An 18,503-nucleotide genomic window follows, 5' to 3' on the forward strand; every position below is an offset into this window, starting at 1 on the left:
ATGCCGTCGAAGCCGACGAGTACGACGAGTGGGCTGACTACTCAGAGCCCGGTCGCCGGGACTGATCTCCGTCCGGCCGTGGGTCCGGGGACTCCGCAGGGAGTCCCCGGACCCATGACCGTGGGGTCGACCCGTTCGGGTCCACCCCGGGCCGGTCAGCCCAGCCAGATCCCGCGCAGGCGTCCGACCTCGGTCATCCGCCGCTCGGCGAGCCGGTCCGCGGCCGCGGCCGGGGGCACGCCCTCGTCGCCGGCCAGTGCGAACACCCGCTTGGTCGTGTCGAAGATCTTCTCCGCGCGCTGCTTGGCGCGCTCGAACGAGAAGCCCTCGAGCTCGTCCGCGACCTGGATCAGGCCACCCGCGTTGACCATGTAGTCGGGCGCGTAGAGGATCCCGCGGTCCTGCAGGGTCTTCTCGATGCCTTCGTGCGCCAGCTGGTTGTTGGCGGCGCCGCACACGATCTTCGCGCTCAGCGTCGCGACCACCTCGTCGTCGAGGGCCCCGCCCAGGGCGCACGGCGCGTAGACGTCGAGCTCGGTCGCGACGAGGTCCGCGGCCGTGGCCACCTCACGCACGTCGGGGTGCTCGCCCTGGACCCGCGCCACGGCCGCCGGGTCGACGTCCGTGATGACCACATCCGCCCCGTCGTCGACCAGATGGGTGACCAGATGACGGCCGACTTTTCCGACCCCGGCGACCCCCACCGTGCGGCCGTGGAGGGTCGGTGCCCCCCAGGTGACCTCGGCCGCGGCGCGCATCCCCTGGAAGACGCCGTACGCCGTGAGCACCGACGAGTCCCCGGCCCCGCCGTGGGCCACCGTGCGGCCGGTGACGTAGGAGCACTCGCGGGCGATGTGGTCCATGTCCTCGCTGAACGTGCCGACGTCGCAGGCGGTGTAGTAACGGCCGTGGAGGGACTCCACGAAACGGCCGTACGCGCGCAGCAGCGCCTCGGTCTTCAGCTGGGTCGGGTCGCCGATGATGACCGCCTTGCCGCCGCCGAGGTCGAGCCCGGCGAGAGCCGCCTTGTAGGCCATCCCCTTGGAGAGGTTCAAGACGTCCTCGAGGGCGTCGTTCTCGCTTGCATAGGGGTAGAAACGGGTCCCGCCGAGCGCGGGGCCGAGGGCGGTGGAGTAGATGGCGATGATCGCCTTGAGGCCGGTCGGCTCGTCGTGGCAGAAGACGACCTGCTCGTGGCCGGTGCCCCGGTCGAAGACGCCGGCGGCGTCGCGTGCGGTCACGGTGGTGACCCTTCCGTTCGGGCCCGCGAGGGATGGTGCGGGCGGTGTGGGTGCGTTCGGCGGGGGTGGTGCCGATGCTGGTCCTAGACTACGAACATCCCGGCCCGTGTGCGACCGGGCTCACAGGTCGAAGTGGGGCGTTTGGGGGGCATCCCGTGCCCGCCCGGTGCCGTTCTCGGGACGTCGTCGGTGGCTGCAACCGGTGGAAAGCATCCCCAATCCTCATGTTGGGTGGGATCGGGGAGCCCCCCTGGATGCAGCACTTATGACTCGTCCAGACCACTTGGCCGCGCATATGGACCATTGTCACTATTTGGGGATCTGCTTACGCTCCAGGTGTCAAGATGGAGCGAGCATGACCGGGAATTTCCTGGTTATGGGGTTGGCACCAACAGTGAGGGAGGCTCGCTTATGAATACGCGACCACCTGAGTCCGAACCACTGCTCACGCCTGCTGAGGTCGCGGCCATGTTTCGGGTGGACCCGAAGACGGTCACCCGCTGGGCCAAGGCCGGCAAGCTGAGTTCGATCAGGACTCTCGGAGGACATCGCCGCTACCGCGAGTCCGAAGTGCGCGATCTGCTCACGGGGATGGTCCCTGAGCAGCGTCGTGGGGAAGACCTGGACTGAGAGGGACAGGCGCCCATTTGGGGGACGTAATTTCTGCGGTTATGGGGCCGAGGGGGGCCGCCTGCATCGGAGTTTGAGCGTTCGAAGACCTAGCACCCAGTGTGCTAGGTCTTCTCATGTCTTCGGGGCCTTCGGGCCGTGTCTGGCGGACGGTGCGACTCGGCAGCCGCGCCTGGCCCGGCTCGCTGCGGGCAGGCGCGTCAGCGGAGGTGGCGGACGTAGCCGAGCATGGCGCGGGCCTCGCGGAGGCGGTTCTCCCAGGTGATGCCCATGCTGATCAGGAGGGCGCCGGCGAGACCGATCAGCATCCAGCGGGGGACCGCCTCGGCCATCGGGGTGGCGTGCCGCAGGACCAGGAGGGCGCCGACGGTCGAGGCGAAGACGACCGGGGCGGTCCACCGCAGCTTCACGCCGACGAGGACCAGGGCCAGGCAGGCGAGGCCGAGCAGCAGCGAGCGCAGGGTCACCGGGTCGGCGAGCACCCACAGCAGGCTGGGCACCAGCGCCAGGCTGAGCGCCGGCGAGAGCGCGGTCATCGTCGTGGCCTCGGGGTCGCGGCGCAGGTGCACGACCCCGACCACGGCCAGCGCGACCGCGGTGGGCAGCGTGTAGGCCTCGGGGGCCTCCACACCGATGTCCCACAGCCGGACCCAGCTCGCGGCCGCGAGCAGCCCGCCGCCGAGCCAGCCGGCCATCCGGCGGTCGGGGCGGAGCAGTGCCATCGCCGAGACCGCTGCACCGGTGATGGTCAGGTAGACCGCCGCCCATGTGGCGGTACGGGCGGCCGCAGCCATGTCGAGCCCCCCGGCCGACAGCCCGAGAGCCGCGGCCAGGGCGCCGAGCTCGATGCCCAGCCGGGCGTAGGTGGCGGGTCCGGCGACGCGCAACCGGGTGTCGACGTACGGCGTCGCGAGCACCAGGACCGCGAGCAGCAGCAGGCCGGTCAGCGCCGTCCAGCTCCAGGCCGCGTCCGCGAGGGCGCCTACCGTCCAGGTGAGCCCGGCGACGGAGGCGGCGAGCAGCGCTCCGGCGGTGGCGCTGACGTCGAGCCCGGCCCAGCGCAGGTGTACGGCGGTGGTCAGGACCAGGCCGACGAGAAGGGCGGCCAGGGTGAGCGTCTCCGCGTGCAGGGAGAGCACAACCCCGAGGGCGAGGTAGCCGATGGCCAGCGCCAGCGCCAGCGCGTGCTGCCCGCTCAGCGCCCGGACGGCGAAGCCGCAGGCGACCGAGAGCAGGAGGGCCAGGACCAGCCACACCGAAACGGCGTACAACGCCAGGGTGGCGATGCCGGCGGCGGCCGCCACGCCTGCCAGCAGGTCCGGGTTCAGGAGCGGCGCGGACAGCCGGCCCGCACCGGGGTAGGCCCGGGCCAGCACGACCAGCGCGGCGACCGAGGCGGCCGCGGCCACGAGCAGCAGCCAGCTCGCGGGAGCACCCGGCAACGTGTCCGCGGCGCGGGGCAGCAGGTCGCCGGCCGCACCCTGCCAGACCATGCTGCCGCTGCTGACCAGACGGTCCAGGGCGGTCGTCGCGAGGGCCATCGCCAGCACGGTGGTCCAGACCCCCGCCAGGGCGACGGTCACGGCGACCCCCCGGTCCCACGGCGCGGGGACGAACCAGGCCAGCGCGCCCGTGACGACGAGGACCGCGACGACGACGAGCGATGCCGCCGTGACCGTCTCGTCGCTGACGGGTGCCAGCACGGCGGTGGCCAGCAGCGCCTCGCCGATGGCCAGGGCGGTCACCCGGGCGAGGACCGGCAGCGCCCGCGCCAGGGCGAGGGTGCTGACGAGGAGCGCCCCGGCCACCAGGGGCCAGACCTCGAGCTCGAGCCACAGCTCGCGGACGCTCGGGTGGGTGAGCGCCCGGTCCCACCCGGTGAGCACGAGCAGCACCCAGGCGCCGCCGCCCAGTGCGGCGGCGGCGGTCGTGAGGGCCGGGAGACGCACCGAGTAGGCAGCACGGGTGGCGCCGGCGAACAGCACCACGGACACGGTCAGGCCCGCGGCGTCGGTGACCCACGCCGCCTGCGTGATGCCCCCGGCGACCGAGAGCAGGCCGAGCGCGGCGACGAGCTCGGCGCCCACCAGTGCGGGGGTCTTCGTCCGTCGTACGGCGACCGCCGCCGAGGTGCCCGCCGCCGCGAGCGCGGCGCCGAGCAGCACCAGGAAGCCGGCGTCGGTCATCTCCCCGAACCAGCCGGAGTCCCGGGCGCCGAAGAGGTCGAAGGCGAGCAGGCCCAGGGCGACCACGGTCAGGGACTCGGCGGCGGCCCGCAGGCCACGCCGGGCCACCCAGGTCGCGAGGCCGCCGGTGACCACGGTGAAGCCCACCAGCGTCGCGGTGCGGCCGGCGACGCCCATCACCGACCAGGTCACCGCGAGGAAGACCATCGCCGCGATCAGCACGCAGATCGCTCCCAGGCCCAGCAGGATCTTCGGCACCGAGGAGGCGCTGAGGTGGGCGTGCGGGAGGTGTGCGGGGCCGGTCACGGGCGGCGGTGCGACCCCGGCGAAGCCGGTCGCCGGGGCGGTCCGGGTCGGGAGGGCCTGGACCGGGACGGCGGCGGGCGCCGCGCCGGCCGGGGTGGCCACGGGCTGAGCCGCGGCGGGCGCGGCCGCGCGCATCTGCTCCAGGATCCGGTCGGCCTCGCTGAGGGTCAGGAACAGCTTCGCGGGGAGCGGACCGTCGAGCGAGAGGCCGCACGCGGGACAGGTGGTGGCGCCGAACGGCATCGCCCCGAGACAGTCCGGACAGCGTTCAGGGTCGGCATAGCGCGTCATGGGTACATCTAGCCACGCGTCGCCGTGGAATGTGCAGGGTCCAACGACTCAGCCGGACTGAGTACCAGCGCCCATCTTTCCGCCCCGTTCCAGGACTCCGTGAGCCGCTCAGGTACGCCGGTGCGAGCGGACGTTGCGGGTCTGCAGCGCGATCCGGACCAGCATCACCATCGCCACCACGACCGCCACCACGAACACCACCAGCGCGATCCGGTTCTCCGTGGTGGGCGCCTCGCCGGAGGTCCTCGCCAGCAGCGCGGAGGCCAGGATCATCGAGGCGAGGATCAACCCGGCCGCGATCACGTTGGCGAGCTTGTGCAGCCCGCGCAGGAACTCGTCCTCGTCGAACGCCTTCACCCGCAGCTCGAAGTGGCCCTCGCCGATGGCGTCGAAGGCACGGTTCACCCGGCCGGGCAGCGCCTCCACGAACTCCTTGGCCTCCAGCAGTGACGCCATCATCGCGGCCGGGCTGGTGTGCATCGAGGAGCGCATCAGCTCGCTGGTGTGGCGGCGCAGCGCCTCGCGTGGCTCGAAGTCGGGGTCCAGGGTGGCCGCGACCTGGTCGAGGTTGAGCAGGGTCTTGCCGAGCATCACCAGCTCGGGATCCATCCGCAGCCCGGCCTCACCCGCCTTGCGGGTCAGCTGGAGCACGGTGGCTCCGACGTCGAGGTCGGACAGGGAGGCGTCGGCGGACCGGCCGACCACCTCGGTCACCGCCCGCTCGAACAGCGCCGCGTCGAAGTCGGGGAGCTCCTCGCCCATCGTGCGCACCACCCGGGTGACCACCTCGGGACGGCCGTCGGCGAGCGCGAGGAAGAGCTTGACCAGCTTGTCGCGGTAGGCCGGGGCCAGCCGGGCGACCATGCCGATGTCGAGCAGCACCAGCCGGTGGTCGGGGGTGAGCAGCACGTTGCCGGGGTGCGGGTCGGCGTGGAAGACGCCCTCGACGAGCACCTGCTTGAGGTACGCCGCGAAGAGCGCGTCGGCCAGCGGGGCGCCGTCCAGCTCGAGCTGGCCGAGGGGTCCCAGGTCGGTGACCTTCCGGCCCTCGACGTACTCCATGGTCAGCACCCGGCTCGTGGACAGGTCGGGGTACGGCTCGGGCACCAGGATCGTGGGGTGCGCGCCGAGGATGCCGCGGACGGTGACCAGGTTCTCGGCCTCGCGGCGGTAGTCGAGCTCGTCCATCAGCGACCGGCGGAACTCCTGCAGCAGGTCGCCGAGGCCGTACCGGCGGCCGAGGTCGGTGTGCGCGTCGAGCAGGTCGGTGATCTCGGTGAGCACCTCCATGTCCTCGAGCACCTGGTGGCGGATGCCGGGCCGCTGCACCTTGACCACGACCTCGCGGCCGTCGCGGAGCGTGGCCCGGTGCACCTGCCCGAGCGAGGCCGCGGCGAGCGGGCGGTGGTCGAAGGTCGGGAAGACCTTGGAGAGCCGGACGCCGAGCTCGGTGCTGACGATCTCCTCGACCTCCTCGAACGGGAACGGCTCGACCTTGTCCTGGAGCCGGGACAGCGCCTCGACGTACGCCGGCGCGAGCAGGTCGACGCGGGAGGACATCAGCTGGCCGAGCTTCACGAAGGTGGGGCCCATCGCCTCGAGGTCGTCGGCGAGCCGGGCCGCCGCCTTGGGGTCGCCCTCCTCGAGCGGCTCGTCGGCGAGCACGGCGTCGATCCCGGCGGTGCGCACGAGATCCCTCCGCCCGTGCCGGGCGAGGAGGGTCGCGATCTCGCGGTAGCGCTGCAGGTGACGGGGCTTGATCTTGGGTGCCATGGTGCTTCGAGGCTAGCCGCCCGTGGTGGCGTCCGCCCCGGCCGGGGCCGGGGCGGACGTCTGGTCTACCGCAGCGTCATCCGTGGCTCGCCGTTCAGCAGGCCGGTGGCGCTGATGGAGCAGGCCCCGCTGCGGGGCGTGCCGCCGTTGTAGGCCTGCCGCACACAGGACCGGGTGGCCATCTGCGCCCAGTAGTTCGGGTGCAGCGACTCCTGCACGAAGTAGGGCCCGGAGACCGTGGAGACGGTGCGGATCTGGTTGACCCACTCGGTCTTGTCGACGGCGCCGGCCTGGGTCCAGCTGGTCAGGCCCTTCTCCTCGTACAGGCCGACCGTGCTCTCGCAGAGCCGGCGCCCGTTGAACGCCGCGGACAGGTCCAGGGTGCGGGAGTTGGCGATCCCGGCGGTGCTCACCGCGCCGACGACGGTGCTGTTGATGGTCGGCAGCGCCGTGTCGTTGGCCCAGTTCAGGTCGGCGTTCCAGAACCCGCAGCCACCGGTGTTCTGCCGCGTGTAGCCGCTCTCGCCGTACCGGATGCCGGTGGAGCGCGGCAGCGGCGACGGGTAGTTCTGCACGAGCATCGTCCACGCGCCGTCGGCGTACCCGGCGTTGCGCATCGCGGTGCGCACGTTCTGGTACGCGGTGGCGATCCGGCCTTTCACGGCGGCGACGTTGGCGCTGGTGAAGTTCGAGGTGACGCTGCTGTCGTCGTTGCAGTAGTTCTTGAACCACGACGACGAGGAGAGGAAGTCGCTGACGCAGGTCTGCACGATCGAGCCGAAATTGAAGTCGTTGCCGCCGATGGAGACGACGACCATCGTCACGTTGTGGCCGGCGGCGAACTGCTGCAGCGCCTTGGCCTGGCCGATCCGGCCGGCCCCGTCGTCGTAGAAGTCCAGGCCGGGCTTGAAGTAGCCGTTGCCGTCGGTGAAGGTGGCCGTCCGCGCGCCCGAGCAGGCCAGGTTCAGGCCGCTCACGCCGCCGCCCACGAACGCCTCCGCGGACCGGCTGCGGTGGCAGCGGTTGATCTGCTCGCCGGTGCCGGCGGCGTTGTCGTAGTAGGCGGTCGGGCCGAGGGCGTCGGCATACGACGTGGACGCGTTCGAGCTCCCGGCCCAACGGCCGGCCTCGCCCGAGATGTAGGAGTCGCCGACCGTCACCACCCACGGCGTGCCGACGCCGGGACCGTCCGCGGCGGCCGGCGGGGCGGTGAGGGCGAGGCCGCCGAGGGCGGTGAGAAGGGCGGTGAGGACGCCGAGGACGGCGCCCCGGGTACGACGCCGCTGGGACTGACTGCGCAACCTGTGTCTCCTTTGACCGGTTCGCCCCCCATGTCCCGTTGTGGGACCTCCGGCAACGTAGCGCCGTACGGGCCCGCTTGGGAACACCCCGCGGGTCAGGAGTGCGGCAGCTGCCCGACCGCCCGCAGGCCCGCGAAGTTCCGGTTCGCCCAGAGGGTGAGCGCACGGGCGCCGGAGGTCGAGTAGCCGGTCGGCGCGCCCAGGCTGGCGACCGCGATCCGGTGGTCGTCGATCTCGGTGGCCACGACCAGCGTGTTCTTGGCCGGTGTCGTCCAGCCGCTCTTCCCGCGCGCGCCGGCGTACTCGGTCACGTAGTCGGTGCCCTGCCAGACCGTGTGCGGGTCCCGGCCGCGGACCGAGGTGATCCTCGCCGACGGCATCGCCAGCACCTCGGCCACGGCCGGCTGCCGCAGGGCGGCGCGGAGCAGCAGCACCAGGTCGCGGGCCGACGAGTGCGACCCGTCCGCAGTCAGCCCGGAGGCGTTCCTGGCCACCGTGTCCGTGGCGCCGAGCCGTTCGGCGTTCCGGTTCATCGCGGCGTAGAAGGCGCGGCGGCCCCGCGGGTGCGACCCGGCCACCGCCTCGGCGGCGTCGTTGCCGGAGGGCAGCAGCATCCCGGCGAGCAGGGTGTCCCGGGCGTAGCGGTAGCCGGGGCGCAGCCCCGCGCACGAGCAGGTCTGGCGGGCCTCGAAGCGGGTCACCCGGTGGGCGGTGCCGACGGGCACGGTGCGGGCCGCGGTGACCGCGGTGAGCAGCTTCATCGTCGAGGCCTGGGGGAGCCGGGCCCGGGGCCGGTACTTGCCGAGGATGCGTCCGGTGTCGAGGTCGACGACCACCCAGGAGCGGGCGCGGACCCGCGGCGGGAGGGTGACCTCGGTGCGCCGGGGCCGGAAGTCGGTGCGGTTGGCGACGTACACGGTCCGGCCGTCGCCGGTCACCGTGCCCGTGCGCCGGGTCAGCTCCACCCGCTCCAACTGCCGGGCCCGCTCGAGCCGCTGGGCCCCCTCGACCGGCTGGACCCCCGCGACCTGCTGCACCCGCTCGACCAGGCTGCGCAGCGGCGTGCCGTGCGCCTCGGCCTCGCCGGCCCACCAGGAGGGAGCGGTCGTGGCCACGACCGAGACCGCGGCGACCAGCGCGAGGGCGGCGGTGAGCCGGGACCGCCGTCCGGAACGGCGTACGGCCGTGGAACGTGACCGGGAGCGGGCGGTCCTGCCGCTGGTGCGGGTGCTGCGGGTGCTACGGGAACGGCGGGTGCGCATGGTCACAGATGATGACCGCACACCCGCCGTTCGCGCAGGAAAGTAAAGGAACTTTGTCCGAGATGTCGGACGGTCAGGCCGCGGCGCCATCCTCCGTCGCGGTCCCGCCGAGGAGCCCGCCGGGAGCGATGGAGGCGACCTTCGCGGTGGCCTTCTTGCCGAAGTCGTTGGGCAGCGAGAGCCGGAAGACCTTCTTCCACGCCGAGCCGACCTGCCTGGGCAGCGAGCCGGTCGTGTAGGTCAGGCCGTAGCGCTCGAAGAGCTCCTGCACCTTCGGGGCGATCTCCTGGTACCGGTTGCTGGGCAGGTCCGGGAACAGGTGGTGCTCGACCTGGAAGGACAGGTTGCCGGTCATCAGGTGCATCAGCGGGCTGCCCGTGATGTTGGCCGAGCCGAGCATCTGGCGCAGGTACCACTCGCCGCGGGTCTCGCCCTCGATCGAGCGGCGCTCGAAGGTCTCGACGCCCTCGGGAAAGTGGCCGCACATGATCACCGAGTGGGTCCACAGGTTGCGGACCAGGTTGGCGGTCGCGTTCGCGGACAGCGTCGTGGCCGCCGACGGACCGGACAGGACGGGGTGCAGCACGTAGTCCTTGGTCATCTGCGAGCGGATCTTCTTCAGCACCTGCTTGCCGCGGGCCTTGAACTCCGGGCTGGACCGGCGCTTCTTGCTGCGCAGGTTCTTGCCGAGCTCGAGGTCGTAGGCCGCGATGCCGTACTCGAAGAAGCAGGCGTTGATGAAGTTCCACAGCGGCTGGGCCAGGTAGAGCGGGTACCAGCGCTGGTCCTCGTCGACGCGCATGATGCCGTAGCCGAGGTCGTTGTCGCGGCCGATCACGTTGGTGTAGGTGTGGTGGACCTCGTTGTGCGAGTGCTTCCACTGCTCCGACGGCGACGCGTTGTCCCACTCCCACGTGGTCGAGTGGATCTTCGGGTCCCGCATCCAGTCCCACTGGCCGTGCATGACGTTGTGGCCGATCTCCATGTTCTCGAGGATCTTGGCGACCGAGAGGCCCGCGGTGCCCGCGAGCCAGGCCGGCGGGAACAGCGAGAACAGCAGCACCGCGCGGCTGGACAGCTCGAGCTTGCGCTGCACGTCGATCACCTTGCGGATGTACGCCGCGTCGCTCTCCCCGCGGGAGGCGACCACCTCGGCGCGGATCGCGTCGAGCTCGGCGCCGAGGGTCTCGATGTCCTCGTCGGTGAGGTGGGCGATCGGGTTGTCGGGCTTCTTCTGCAGTGTGGTCATGGGATCTCCTTCGTTGAAGGTCAGAGGTCGATGTCGCAGGCGCCGGCCGGGGCCGAGACGCAGGTCTGGACGAGCACGCCGTCGCCGGGGACGGCGGTGGTCAGGTCGCCGGAGCGCAGGTCGCGCACCGCGCCCTGACGCAGCGGCAGCACGCACGAGTAGCAGATGCCCATCCGGCAGCCGGAGGGCATCAGGACGCCGGCCTCCTCGCCGGCGTCGAGGATCGGGGTGGCGCCGTCGACCTCGAGGACGGTGCCGTCCTGGGTGAAGGTCACGGTGCCGCCCTCGCCGGGCTCGGCGAGCTCGACCTTGAACCGCTCGGTGTGCAGGCGGTCGGCGAGCCCGGCCGCGGCCCAGTGCTCCTCGATCGCGTCGAGCAGGCCGCTCGGCCCGCAGGCCCAGGTCTCCCGCTCGGCGAGGTCGGGCACGAGCGCCGCCAGCGCCTCGACGTCGAGGCGACCGGCGCTGTCGGTGTGCTGCTCCACCAGGCGCAGCCGACCGTCGGTGGCCAGCGCCCGCAGCTCGTCACCGAAGATCACGTCCTCGGCGCTCCTCTCGGAGTGCACGAGCACGACGTCCCGCAGCCGGTCGAGGCCGGAGCGCAGCATGCCCATCACCGGGGTGATGCCGCTGCCGCCGGTGACGAAGAGGACTTTGTCCGGGGCCGGGTCGGGGAGGACGAAGTCGCCGAGGGCCTGGTCGAGATGGACCAGCTGGCCGGCGCGCAGCTCCTGGGCGAGGTGCAGGCTCACGGTGCCGTCGGGAACGGCCTTGGCGGTGATGGTGAGCAGGCCGTCGGGCGCCTCGGGCGTCGAGGTCAGCGAGTAGGAGCGCCACAGCCGCACGCCGTTGACGTCGAGGCCGACCCGCACGTACTGGCCGGGGACGTGCCCCTGCCAGGCGCCGCCGGGGCGCAGCACCACGGTGACCGCGTCGCCGGTCTCGGGGCGTACCTCGACGACGCGGGCGCGGAGGTCCGCGCCCCGGCGCAGCGGCCGGAACATGTCGAGGTAGTCCGAGGGCTGGAGGGGAGTGGTCACCCGCTCGGCGAGCCTCAGGGCCCGGTCGCGCAGCGACGCGGTGACGGTCGACGGGGACCGGTCACCGGTGGCGCGGCTGGGACGGACAGAAAAGGACATGTACCCAGCATGACTGTGCACAGGGGTAAACTCCTGTCCGCTGAACGTGAACTTCTGGAAGCCGATTGTTCGGAGGGAACAAATCATGGACGAATCCCCCTCCAGCCCCGCTCCGCGAGGGGCGGCCGACCTGCAGCTGGACGCGGACATCGGCGCCGTCCTGCGGGACCGGCTGCCCGCGGTCGCGGCCCAGACCGTGGCAGCGGTCACCGAGGAGGTGCCGAGCTACGCGGGCGGTTTCAGCGGCACGATGGGCGACAACATCGAGGCCGCGGTGCAGATGGCGCTGGCCGGCTTCCTCAAGCTCGCCTCCGGCAGCCGCGACTCCGACCCGAGCACGCCGCACGGCCCCACGCTGGAGGGCGCCTACGCCCTCGGTCGCGGTGAGGCGCGCAGCGGCAGGTCCATGGACGCGCTGCTCGCCGCCTACCGGGTCGGTGCCCGGGTCGCCTGGCGGGAGATGGCCGACGCCGCGACCAAGGCCGGGGTCGCCGCGTCCACGATGGCCCGCTTCGCCGAGCTGGTCTTCGCCTACATCGACGAGCTGTCCGCGGCCAGCGTCGCGGGGCACACCGACGAGCTGTCCACCACGGGGCGGGTCCGCGAGCGCTACCTCGACCGGCTGGCCCGGAACCTGCTCTCCGGCGCGAGTGCCGACGTGCTCGCGGCCAGCGCGGAGCGGGCGGACTGGCCCGAGCCGCGCACCCTGACCGCCGTGCTGCTGCCGGCCGCACAGGTGCGGGGCGTGCTGTCGCTGCTCGGATCGGGGACGCTGCGCGTGGGGGACGAGCTGCCCGGCCTCGAGGACAGCGAGGAGCTCTCGCTGCTGCTGGTCCCCGACATGGAGGGCCGCGACCGGCGGCGGCTGCTGCGGGTCCTGGCCGGCAAGCACGCGGTGGTGGGCCCGCCCCGCCCGTGGCTGGCCGCGCGGGCGTCGTACCTGCGTGCCGCGCGGGTGGTGGACCTCGTCCCCGCCCCGGACCCGCCCGCCCCGCTGGACACCGAGGACCACCTGGTCGACGTGGTGCTCGGTGCGGACCCCGACGCGCTCGCCGACCTGCGCACCCGCGTCCTCGAGCCGCTGGGCGAGCTCCGGCCGGCCACCGCACAGCGGCTCGGGGAGACGCTGCGCTCCTGGTTGCTGCACCAGGGCAGGCGGGACGACGTCGCCGCCGACCTCCACGTGCACGCGCAGACCGTGCGCTACCGGATGGGGCAGCTGCGCGACCTGTACGGCGACCGGCTCGACGACGCGCAGGTGGTGCTGGAGCTGCTCCTGGCCCTGCACCCGCCGGCGGGCGAGGACGTCGTGCTGCCGGACGACGAGGACTGAGGTCGCGTCCGCCGTACGGACTGGTCGTCGACGGGTCAGGCCCGCGCCTCGCCGCGCGCCTCGCGCACCAGCGAGTGCAGCAGGGTGGTCACCTCGTGGATCTGCGGGATGTCCCGCATCACGACCGTTCCCTCCTCGCTCGCGGCGGAGACCCGCAGCGTCCCCGCCCGGGCGACGCGGTCGAGCAGCCCCTGCTCGAAGGCGACGTCGTTGACCCGGCTCAGCGGGATGTCGCGGCCGGTGCGGCGCAGGACGCCCTTGCGGGTCGCGATCCGCTGGTCGGTGATCGTGTAGGTGCGCCGCTGCCACCGGATGAACGGCCAGATCCCGAACACCGCGACCACCCCGGCGAAGGCCACCCAGGCGGCGACGTCGAGCCACGCGAGGAAGCCGGACTCCGGCGTGACCGCCAGCACGACGACGAGCCCGACGAGCGCGGCGAGACAGATCAGACCCGGCACCAGCAGGTGCTTCCAGTGCTCGTGCATCTCGCGGATGACGCGCTCGCCGCCGCCCAGCTCGTCAGCCGGAAAACCCATGCCGCACCCCACGCTCGTCCGTGTCTCGGAGTCCTGCCCCTCACGATGCGCGGCCGGGCCGTGCCCGGGCATCACCCGGCAGGGGTGAGCCATCCGGGGCCACCGGCCGGGCCGTGGGGCGGGCGGGCGTTGGTGCGGGCGCGCCGTACCGCTGGTGTGCCCTGCGTGTCCGCCCTTCGTGGGAGCCTGTCCGGGACAGGGTCGAGCGGTGGGACGTGAGGAGCAGGCGTGAGCTTCGTCGAGGTCATGGAGGTGACGGCGCAGGGCTTCGAGGCCTTCGGCGCCGCTGTCCTCGTGCTGGGCCTGCTGTGGTCGCTCGGGCTCGCGGCCCTGGTCTGGCGGCGCTCCCGCCAGGGCCAGGAGGCGTACCGCGTGCTGCGGTCGGCGTTCGGCGGCGTGCTCCTGCTGGGTCTGGAGATCCTCGTCGCCGCGGACCTGATCAAGACGGTCGCCGTGGCCACCACCATCGAGAACGTCGGCGTGCTCGGCCTGATCGTGCTGATCCGGACCTTCCTCAGCTTCTCCCTCGAGGTCGAGATCGAGGGCACGCTGCCCTGGCGGCGGGCCACCACGAGCGGGGTCGGTGTGATGGCCCGGGCCGCCGCCGACGCGCGCCGTACCGGTGCCGAGCAGTAGCGGCATGGCCGGCCCGCTGCGCACCCGCCTCCTCGCCTTCGGTGTCGCCGCCGTCCTGCTCACCCTGCTCGACCTGGTGTGGCTGGGCTACATCGCCGCCGACCTGTACCGGCGCGAGCTGGGCGTCCTGCTCGCCGACCCGCCGCGCCCCGGCGCCGCCGTGGCGTTCTACCTGCTGTTCGTGGCCGGCCTGGTGCACTTCGTGGTCCTGCCGGCGCTGGCGCGCGGCGGGGGCGGGGTGCGCCGGGCCGTCGGGTCGGGGGCGTTCTTCGGGCTGGTCGCCTACGCGACCTGGGACCTGACGAACCTCGCGGTGCTTGACGGCTTCCCGGCGTCGCTGGTCCCGGTCGACCTGGCGTGGGGTGCGGCGCTGGCGGCGTCGGTCAGCGGGCTCACCACGCTCGTCGTACGCCGGCTCGAGCGGCCTCCTCGGGAGGCTGCCCGGCCTGCGCGCGAGAGCGCCGCGGACGTGTGGTTCGACCTCCGGTTCCGCGACCTCGACGCCTTCGGGCACGTCTACCACGCGGAGTACCTCACCTTCCTCGACGAGGCGCGCACCGGGTGGTTCCGGCGGGTGCTCGAGCTCGACGACCCGGGCTCGTACGTCGTGGCCCGTGTGGAGATCGACTACCGGAGCTCGCTCGCGCTCGACGACGAGGGGGTGACCGTGCGGCACGCGGTCGAGCGGACGGGACGGACCAGCCTCACCCTGCGCGAGACGATGCTGGCCCGGGGCGGACGGACCGTCGCACAGGCCCGGGTGGTCGTGGTGCTGCGGGACCGCGCCACGGGGGAGCCGCGTGCGCTGACCGAGCAGGAGCGCGAGCGTTGCGCCTCCCACGCGGTCGCCGGCACTGCGTGACCGGCCGGGCCCGGCCCGGCGACCGGCGCGGCCCGGTGACTGGCGGCCGGCATTCCGGCCACAAGCCCGCCACGTCTGCCGCAGACTGAGCGGGTGAACGGGAACCGGGCCATCGTCCTCGGCGTCGTGCTGGCGCTGTTCGTCGCCGTGACCGTCTTCGCGTTGCTGGCGGGTCGCCTGACCCCGCCGTCCTCGGCGCCCCCGTCCAGGCCCGCCGGCGGGGACAGGCCGTCCGTGTCCTCCCTGCCCAAGCCCTCGCCCTCGCCCTCCCTGCCGAGCGAGTCGCCGTCCTCGCCGACGGGCTCACCCTCGCCGGACGGCGGAGAGTCGCCGACCCCCACCAGGCCACCCGTGACCCGGATCGCCGCCGTCGGGGACACCGGGACCGGCGACGACGCCCAGCTCGCCACGGTGCAGGAGATGGTGGACCAGACTCGCGACGGTGAGCCGTACGAGGCTCTCGTCCTCCTTGGCGACCTCGTCTATGAGGACGGTGACGCGGAGCTTGTCGACGATCGGGTCACGGAACCGTTCGCGCCGCTGGTCGAGGACGGTACCGAGCTGGTGCCCGTGCTCGGCAACCACGACTACGAGAGCGACGAGCAGGACGAGATCCTGGCCGCGCTCGGCCGGGACCGCTCGTGGTACGTCGAGCAGATCGGAACGGTGCGCGTCGTCGCCCTGGACTCCGAACGCATCGACGACCCGGAACAGCTCGAGTGGCTCGAGGACACGCTCGCGGAGCCACAGCCGCCGGGGACGTGGACCGTCGCTGCGATGCACCGACCGGCGTACTCCGCCGGCGAGCACGGCTCCGACGAGTCGGTCCAGGAGCACTGGGTGCCGCTCTTCGAGGAGTACGACGTGCCGCTGGTCCTGGCCGGGCACGACCACGACTACCAGCGCTCGGAGCCGATCGACGACGTGGTCTACGTCGTCTCCGGCGGCGGCGCCAAGCTGCGTCCCGCGGGCGAGGAGGACTTCACCGCGGTCAGCACCTCCACGCTGCACTTCCTCGAGCTGGTCTTCCACGAGAAGCGCATCGTCGGGAAGGCGATCGACCAGTCCGGGGAGGTCATCGACGCGTTCGCCATCGGTCGGTAGCCGCTCGAAAGGCTCCGGGCGTCTCGCCTCCTCAGCGCCTGCGGGTCAGCGAGAGGAACTCCGCGCGTGAGGAGGGGTTGTCCCGGAGGGCGCCGAAGAGAGCCGAGGTGACCGTCCGGGCGCCGACCGCGCGGACTCCCCGCAGGCTCATGCAGGTGTGCTGGGCCTCGATCACGACACCGACACCGCGTGGTGCGAGCTGGCGCTCGAGGTGCTCCGCGATCTGCTTGGTCAACCGCTCCTGCGTCTGCGCGCGGTGGCTGAAGTGGTCCACCACCCGTGCGAACTTCGACAGGCCGAGGATCCGTTCGGCGGGCAGGTAGCCGACATGTGCCACGCCTACGAACGGCAGCATGTGGTGCTCGCACACCGACCGCACCGGGATGTCCTCGACGAGCACCAGCTCGTCGTACCCCTCGGAGTTGGCGAAGGTGGTGAAGTCGAAGGCGCCGGCTGTGAGCATCTCGGCGTAGGCGTGTGCCATCCGCCGAGGCGTCTCGGCCATGTCGGGGCCGTCGACGGGCTGGCCGAGGGCGGCGAGCAGGTCGGCGGCCGCCTTCTCGGCCAGGGCGAGGTCCACTGGCGCTGCATCGTGCACCACCCGGGGCCGCCACGAGACGACGGCGGGACCGTCCGACTCGCGGGCGGCAACGGCGTCGGTGCGCGGAGTCACCGGGCGTCCCGAGCAGTCGGGGGCGCCGTGAGGGTGGGCGAGGCCAGCCGCGCCAGCGCGAGCGCACCGGCCAGGAGGCCGACGTCACGCAGGGCCACGTCGAGGTAGGCGCCCATCGTGACGAGGTTGACGATGATGCCCAGCAGCCAGGCGGCCACCACGTAGCCGCCGATCGCGGGTCGTACGGCGACCAGGACGCCGGCCAGGACCTCGACGACCCCCACGGCGAGCATCGCCTGGTGAGCGTCACCCGGGACGATCCCGTTCACCCAGGGGGCAAGGTACTGCTCCCAGTCGGTCAGCCGGCCGAGGAACTTGTCGAGGCCGAACACGATGGGTGCGACCGTGAAGACGGTGCGGAGAAGCAGGAACGCCTGGCGAACGTTGCCGGCCATGACGGCGGGGGTTGCCGGCGAGTGGAGGAAGCGGAGGTGGGTCATGGTGGTCTCCCGGTCTCTAAAAAGATATGCTGTTGACGTTAGAACGCTCTCGCTGTTTCGTCAATAGACTTCTCTTTTAGAAAGTATGTCATCGTGTCGGACGAGCTGGCCGAACAGGTGGCCGGGGTCGGCGCGCTGGTGGAGCCCGCGCGCCGGGCTCTCTACCTGTACGTCGCGGCCCAGCCCGACGCCGTGAGCCGCGAGCAGGCGGCGACCGCGGTCGATCTGCCGCTTCACTCGGTGAAGTTCCACCTCGACCGGCTCGTCGACGAGGGTCTGCTGGAGGTGACGTTCCGTCGTCTGTCCGGTAGGACCGGTCCGGGCGCGGGCCGACCGTCGAAGCTCTACCTGCGTTCGTCCCGGCAGCTCTCCGTCTCCCTGCCCGAGCGCCGCTACGACCTGGCCGGGCAGGTCCTGGCCGCCGCGATCGACAGGTCGGCAGGTGAAGACGTGCCCATCACGGAGGCGGTGCGCGACGCGGCGCGGAACGAGGGTCGGCGTATCGCCACCGACGCCGCGGGTGGAACGGGTGGTGACCTGGAGCGCGCGGCGGCCGTGTTGGCCGGCCACGGCTACGAACCCCGGATCTCCCACGGCGAGATCTGCCTGGCGAACTGCCCGTTCGACCGGCTGGCCGCCGAGCACACCGAGCTGGTCTGCGGGATGAACCTCGCGCTCATCGGCTCGGTCCTCGAAGGGCTCGGTGTCCGCGAGGTCACCGCCGAGCTCGCGCCGCAGGCCGGGTTCTGCTGCGTCAGGGTCCACGGCTGAACCCGAGCACCGTCGCGGTCCGGGCGGCCCTGCTTACGACGCGGCGACGTAGACACTGTTCGACGACTCCCCGCCCGTGAGCGGGTTCGGGAACGAGACCAGGTGCGCCTCGCCGGAGGGAAAGACCTCCCGGAGCACGGCCATGAACGCGTCGTCCGGCGGGTCGTCGGACCAGAGCGCGAAGACACCGCCCGGCTGCAGGTAGCGCTGCAGCTCCCGCAGGCCCTCGGCCGTGTAGAAGTGCGCGTGGCTCGGGTGCAGGACGTGGTCGGGGGTGTGGTCGACGTCCAGCAGGATGGCGTGGAAACGCTCCGGCGTACCGGTGCCGAAGCCGGTGGCTCCGCGCGCCAGGGCGAAGAAGTCCCCCTGCACCAGTCGGGTCCGCGGGTCCGCCGTGAGGCCGGCCGTGTCGGGGAGCAGCCGGCGCTCGTGCCAGTCGATCACCTGGGGGAGCGCCTCGACGACGGTGAGCGACGCGACCCGGGAGTCCTCCAGCGTCGTCGCCGCGGTGTACCCCAGGCCCAGGCCGCCGACGAGGACGTCGAGGCCCGTCCCGGAGGTCTCGGCCAGCCCGAGGCGGGCCAGCTCGACCTCGGCGACGGTGAACAGGCTCGACATGAGGAACTCCTCGCCGAGCTTGACCTCGTAGACGTCGACCCGGAGCGACGGCTCCACGCGACGGCGCAGGCTGATCGGCCCCATCGGGGTCTCCTGCCAGTCGAGCTCCTCGAAACGCAGACCCATCGGAGCAGCCTCCTCGTGGGCTG

17 protein-coding genes are annotated in these 18,503 nt (G+C 72.4%); 6 read left to right on the forward strand and 11 right to left on the reverse strand.

Annotated features, from left to right (window positions below; all coding sequences use genetic code 11):
- Positions 1-155 precede the first annotated feature (155 nt).
- On the reverse strand, positions 156-1,241 hold the full coding sequence (locus tag K1X13_RS19645; RefSeq protein WP_221024659.1) for a Glu/Leu/Phe/Val dehydrogenase dimerization domain-containing protein: 1,086 nt from the start codon (positions 1,239-1,241) through the stop codon (positions 156-158).
- A gap of 411 nt (positions 1,242-1,652) precedes the next feature.
- Between K1X13_RS19645 and K1X13_RS08425 the strand changes: the two genes are divergently transcribed.
- Entirely contained in the window at positions 1,653-1,871 is a 219-nt protein-coding gene (locus tag K1X13_RS08425) for a BldC family transcriptional regulator (protein ID WP_221024660.1), read from the forward strand.
- A 200-nt stretch (positions 1,872-2,071) separates the two neighbouring features.
- Here K1X13_RS08425 and K1X13_RS08430 read toward each other — a convergent pair whose 3' ends face one another.
- From K1X13_RS08430 to K1X13_RS08455, 6 genes are all read right to left on the reverse strand, one after another.
- A complete protein-coding gene (locus tag K1X13_RS08430) occupies positions 2,072-4,654 on the reverse strand; it encodes an SCO7613 C-terminal domain-containing membrane protein (protein ID WP_221024661.1) in 2,583 nt (860 codons plus the stop codon).
- A gap of 108 nt (positions 4,655-4,762) precedes the next feature.
- Positions 4,763-6,427, reverse strand: a complete 1,665-nt coding sequence (locus K1X13_RS08435) for an ABC1 kinase family protein (protein WP_221024662.1) — start codon at positions 6,425-6,427, stop codon at positions 4,763-4,765.
- A gap of 65 nt (positions 6,428-6,492) precedes the next feature.
- Positions 6,493-7,728 (reverse strand): SGNH/GDSL hydrolase family protein, encoded by a 1,236-nt coding sequence (locus K1X13_RS08440; protein ID WP_221024663.1) that lies wholly within the window; start codon positions 7,726-7,728, stop codon positions 6,493-6,495.
- Positions 7,729-7,823: 95 nt separating this feature from the next.
- Positions 7,824-8,990: a D-alanyl-D-alanine carboxypeptidase family protein gene (locus K1X13_RS08445; protein ID WP_221024664.1), complete on the reverse strand. Its 1,167-nt coding sequence runs from the start codon at positions 8,988-8,990 to the stop codon at positions 7,824-7,826.
- A gap of 73 nt (positions 8,991-9,063) precedes the next feature.
- The gene (locus K1X13_RS08450) at positions 9,064-10,239 is read right to left on the reverse strand and encodes a fatty acid desaturase family protein (RefSeq protein WP_221024665.1); all 1,176 of its coding nucleotides are present in this window, start codon (positions 10,237-10,239) and stop codon (positions 9,064-9,066) included.
- A gap of 20 nt (positions 10,240-10,259) precedes the next feature.
- The gene (locus tag K1X13_RS08455) at positions 10,260-11,378 is read right to left on the reverse strand and encodes a ferredoxin reductase (RefSeq protein WP_221024666.1); all 1,119 of its coding nucleotides are present in this window, start codon (positions 11,376-11,378) and stop codon (positions 10,260-10,262) included.
- An 85-nt stretch (positions 11,379-11,463) separates the two neighbouring features.
- Here K1X13_RS08455 and K1X13_RS08460 point away from each other — a divergent pair, with 85 nt between their 5' ends.
- On the forward strand, positions 11,464-12,711 hold the full coding sequence (locus K1X13_RS08460; RefSeq protein WP_221024667.1) for a PucR family transcriptional regulator: 1,248 nt from the start codon (positions 11,464-11,466) through the stop codon (positions 12,709-12,711).
- Between the two features lie 35 nt (positions 12,712-12,746).
- Here the strand turns inward: K1X13_RS08460 and K1X13_RS08465 are convergent, their stop codons facing one another.
- Complete coding sequence (locus K1X13_RS08465; RefSeq protein ID WP_221024668.1) at positions 12,747-13,250, reverse strand: PH domain-containing protein; 504 nt, start codon at positions 13,248-13,250, stop codon at positions 12,747-12,749.
- A gap of 228 nt (positions 13,251-13,478) precedes the next feature.
- Here K1X13_RS08465 and K1X13_RS08470 point away from each other — a divergent pair, with 228 nt between their 5' ends.
- The 3 genes from K1X13_RS08470 to K1X13_RS08480 all read left to right on the forward strand — a co-directional run bounded on the left by K1X13_RS08470 (position 13,479) and on the right by K1X13_RS08480 (position 15,852).
- On the forward strand, positions 13,479-13,886 hold the full coding sequence (locus K1X13_RS08470) for a DUF1622 domain-containing protein (RefSeq protein WP_221024669.1): 408 nt from the start codon (positions 13,479-13,481) through the stop codon (positions 13,884-13,886).
- Positions 13,887-13,890: 4 nt separating this feature from the next.
- A complete protein-coding gene (locus K1X13_RS08475; protein WP_221024670.1) occupies positions 13,891-14,748 on the forward strand; it encodes a DUF2177 family protein in 858 nt (285 codons plus the stop codon).
- A gap of 93 nt (positions 14,749-14,841) precedes the next feature.
- Complete coding sequence (locus K1X13_RS08480) at positions 14,842-15,852, forward strand: metallophosphoesterase family protein (RefSeq protein WP_221024671.1); 1,011 nt, start codon at positions 14,842-14,844, stop codon at positions 15,850-15,852.
- A 31-nt stretch (positions 15,853-15,883) separates the two neighbouring features.
- Here the strand turns inward: K1X13_RS08480 and folE are convergent, their stop codons facing one another.
- Positions 15,884-16,525, reverse strand: coding sequence for a GTP cyclohydrolase I (gene folE / locus K1X13_RS08485; protein ID WP_221024672.1), 642 nt, complete (start codon positions 16,523-16,525; stop codon positions 15,884-15,886).
- The gene (locus K1X13_RS08490; RefSeq protein ID WP_221024673.1) at positions 16,522-16,965 is read right to left on the reverse strand and encodes a hypothetical protein; all 444 of its coding nucleotides are present in this window, start codon (positions 16,963-16,965) and stop codon (positions 16,522-16,524) included. Before K1X13_RS08490 ends, folE begins: the two co-directional genes overlap by 4 nt.
- 93 nt (positions 16,966-17,058) lie before the next feature.
- On the opposite strand from K1X13_RS08490, the gene K1X13_RS08495 reads away from it, so the two are divergent.
- Positions 17,059-17,736 (forward strand): helix-turn-helix transcriptional regulator, encoded by a 678-nt coding sequence (locus K1X13_RS08495; RefSeq protein ID WP_221024674.1) that lies wholly within the window; start codon positions 17,059-17,061, stop codon positions 17,734-17,736.
- A gap of 33 nt (positions 17,737-17,769) precedes the next feature.
- Here K1X13_RS08495 and K1X13_RS08500 read toward each other — a convergent pair whose 3' ends face one another.
- A complete protein-coding gene (locus K1X13_RS08500; RefSeq protein WP_221024675.1) occupies positions 17,770-18,480 on the reverse strand; it encodes a spermidine synthase in 711 nt (236 codons plus the stop codon).
- Positions 18,481-18,503 lie beyond the last annotated feature (23 nt).

Origin of the sequence: Nocardioides jiangsuensis, from assembly GCF_019679455.1 — a bacterium.
Taxonomy (GTDB): Bacteria; Actinomycetota; Actinomycetes; order Propionibacteriales; family Nocardioidaceae; genus Nocardioides_C; species Nocardioides_C jiangsuensis.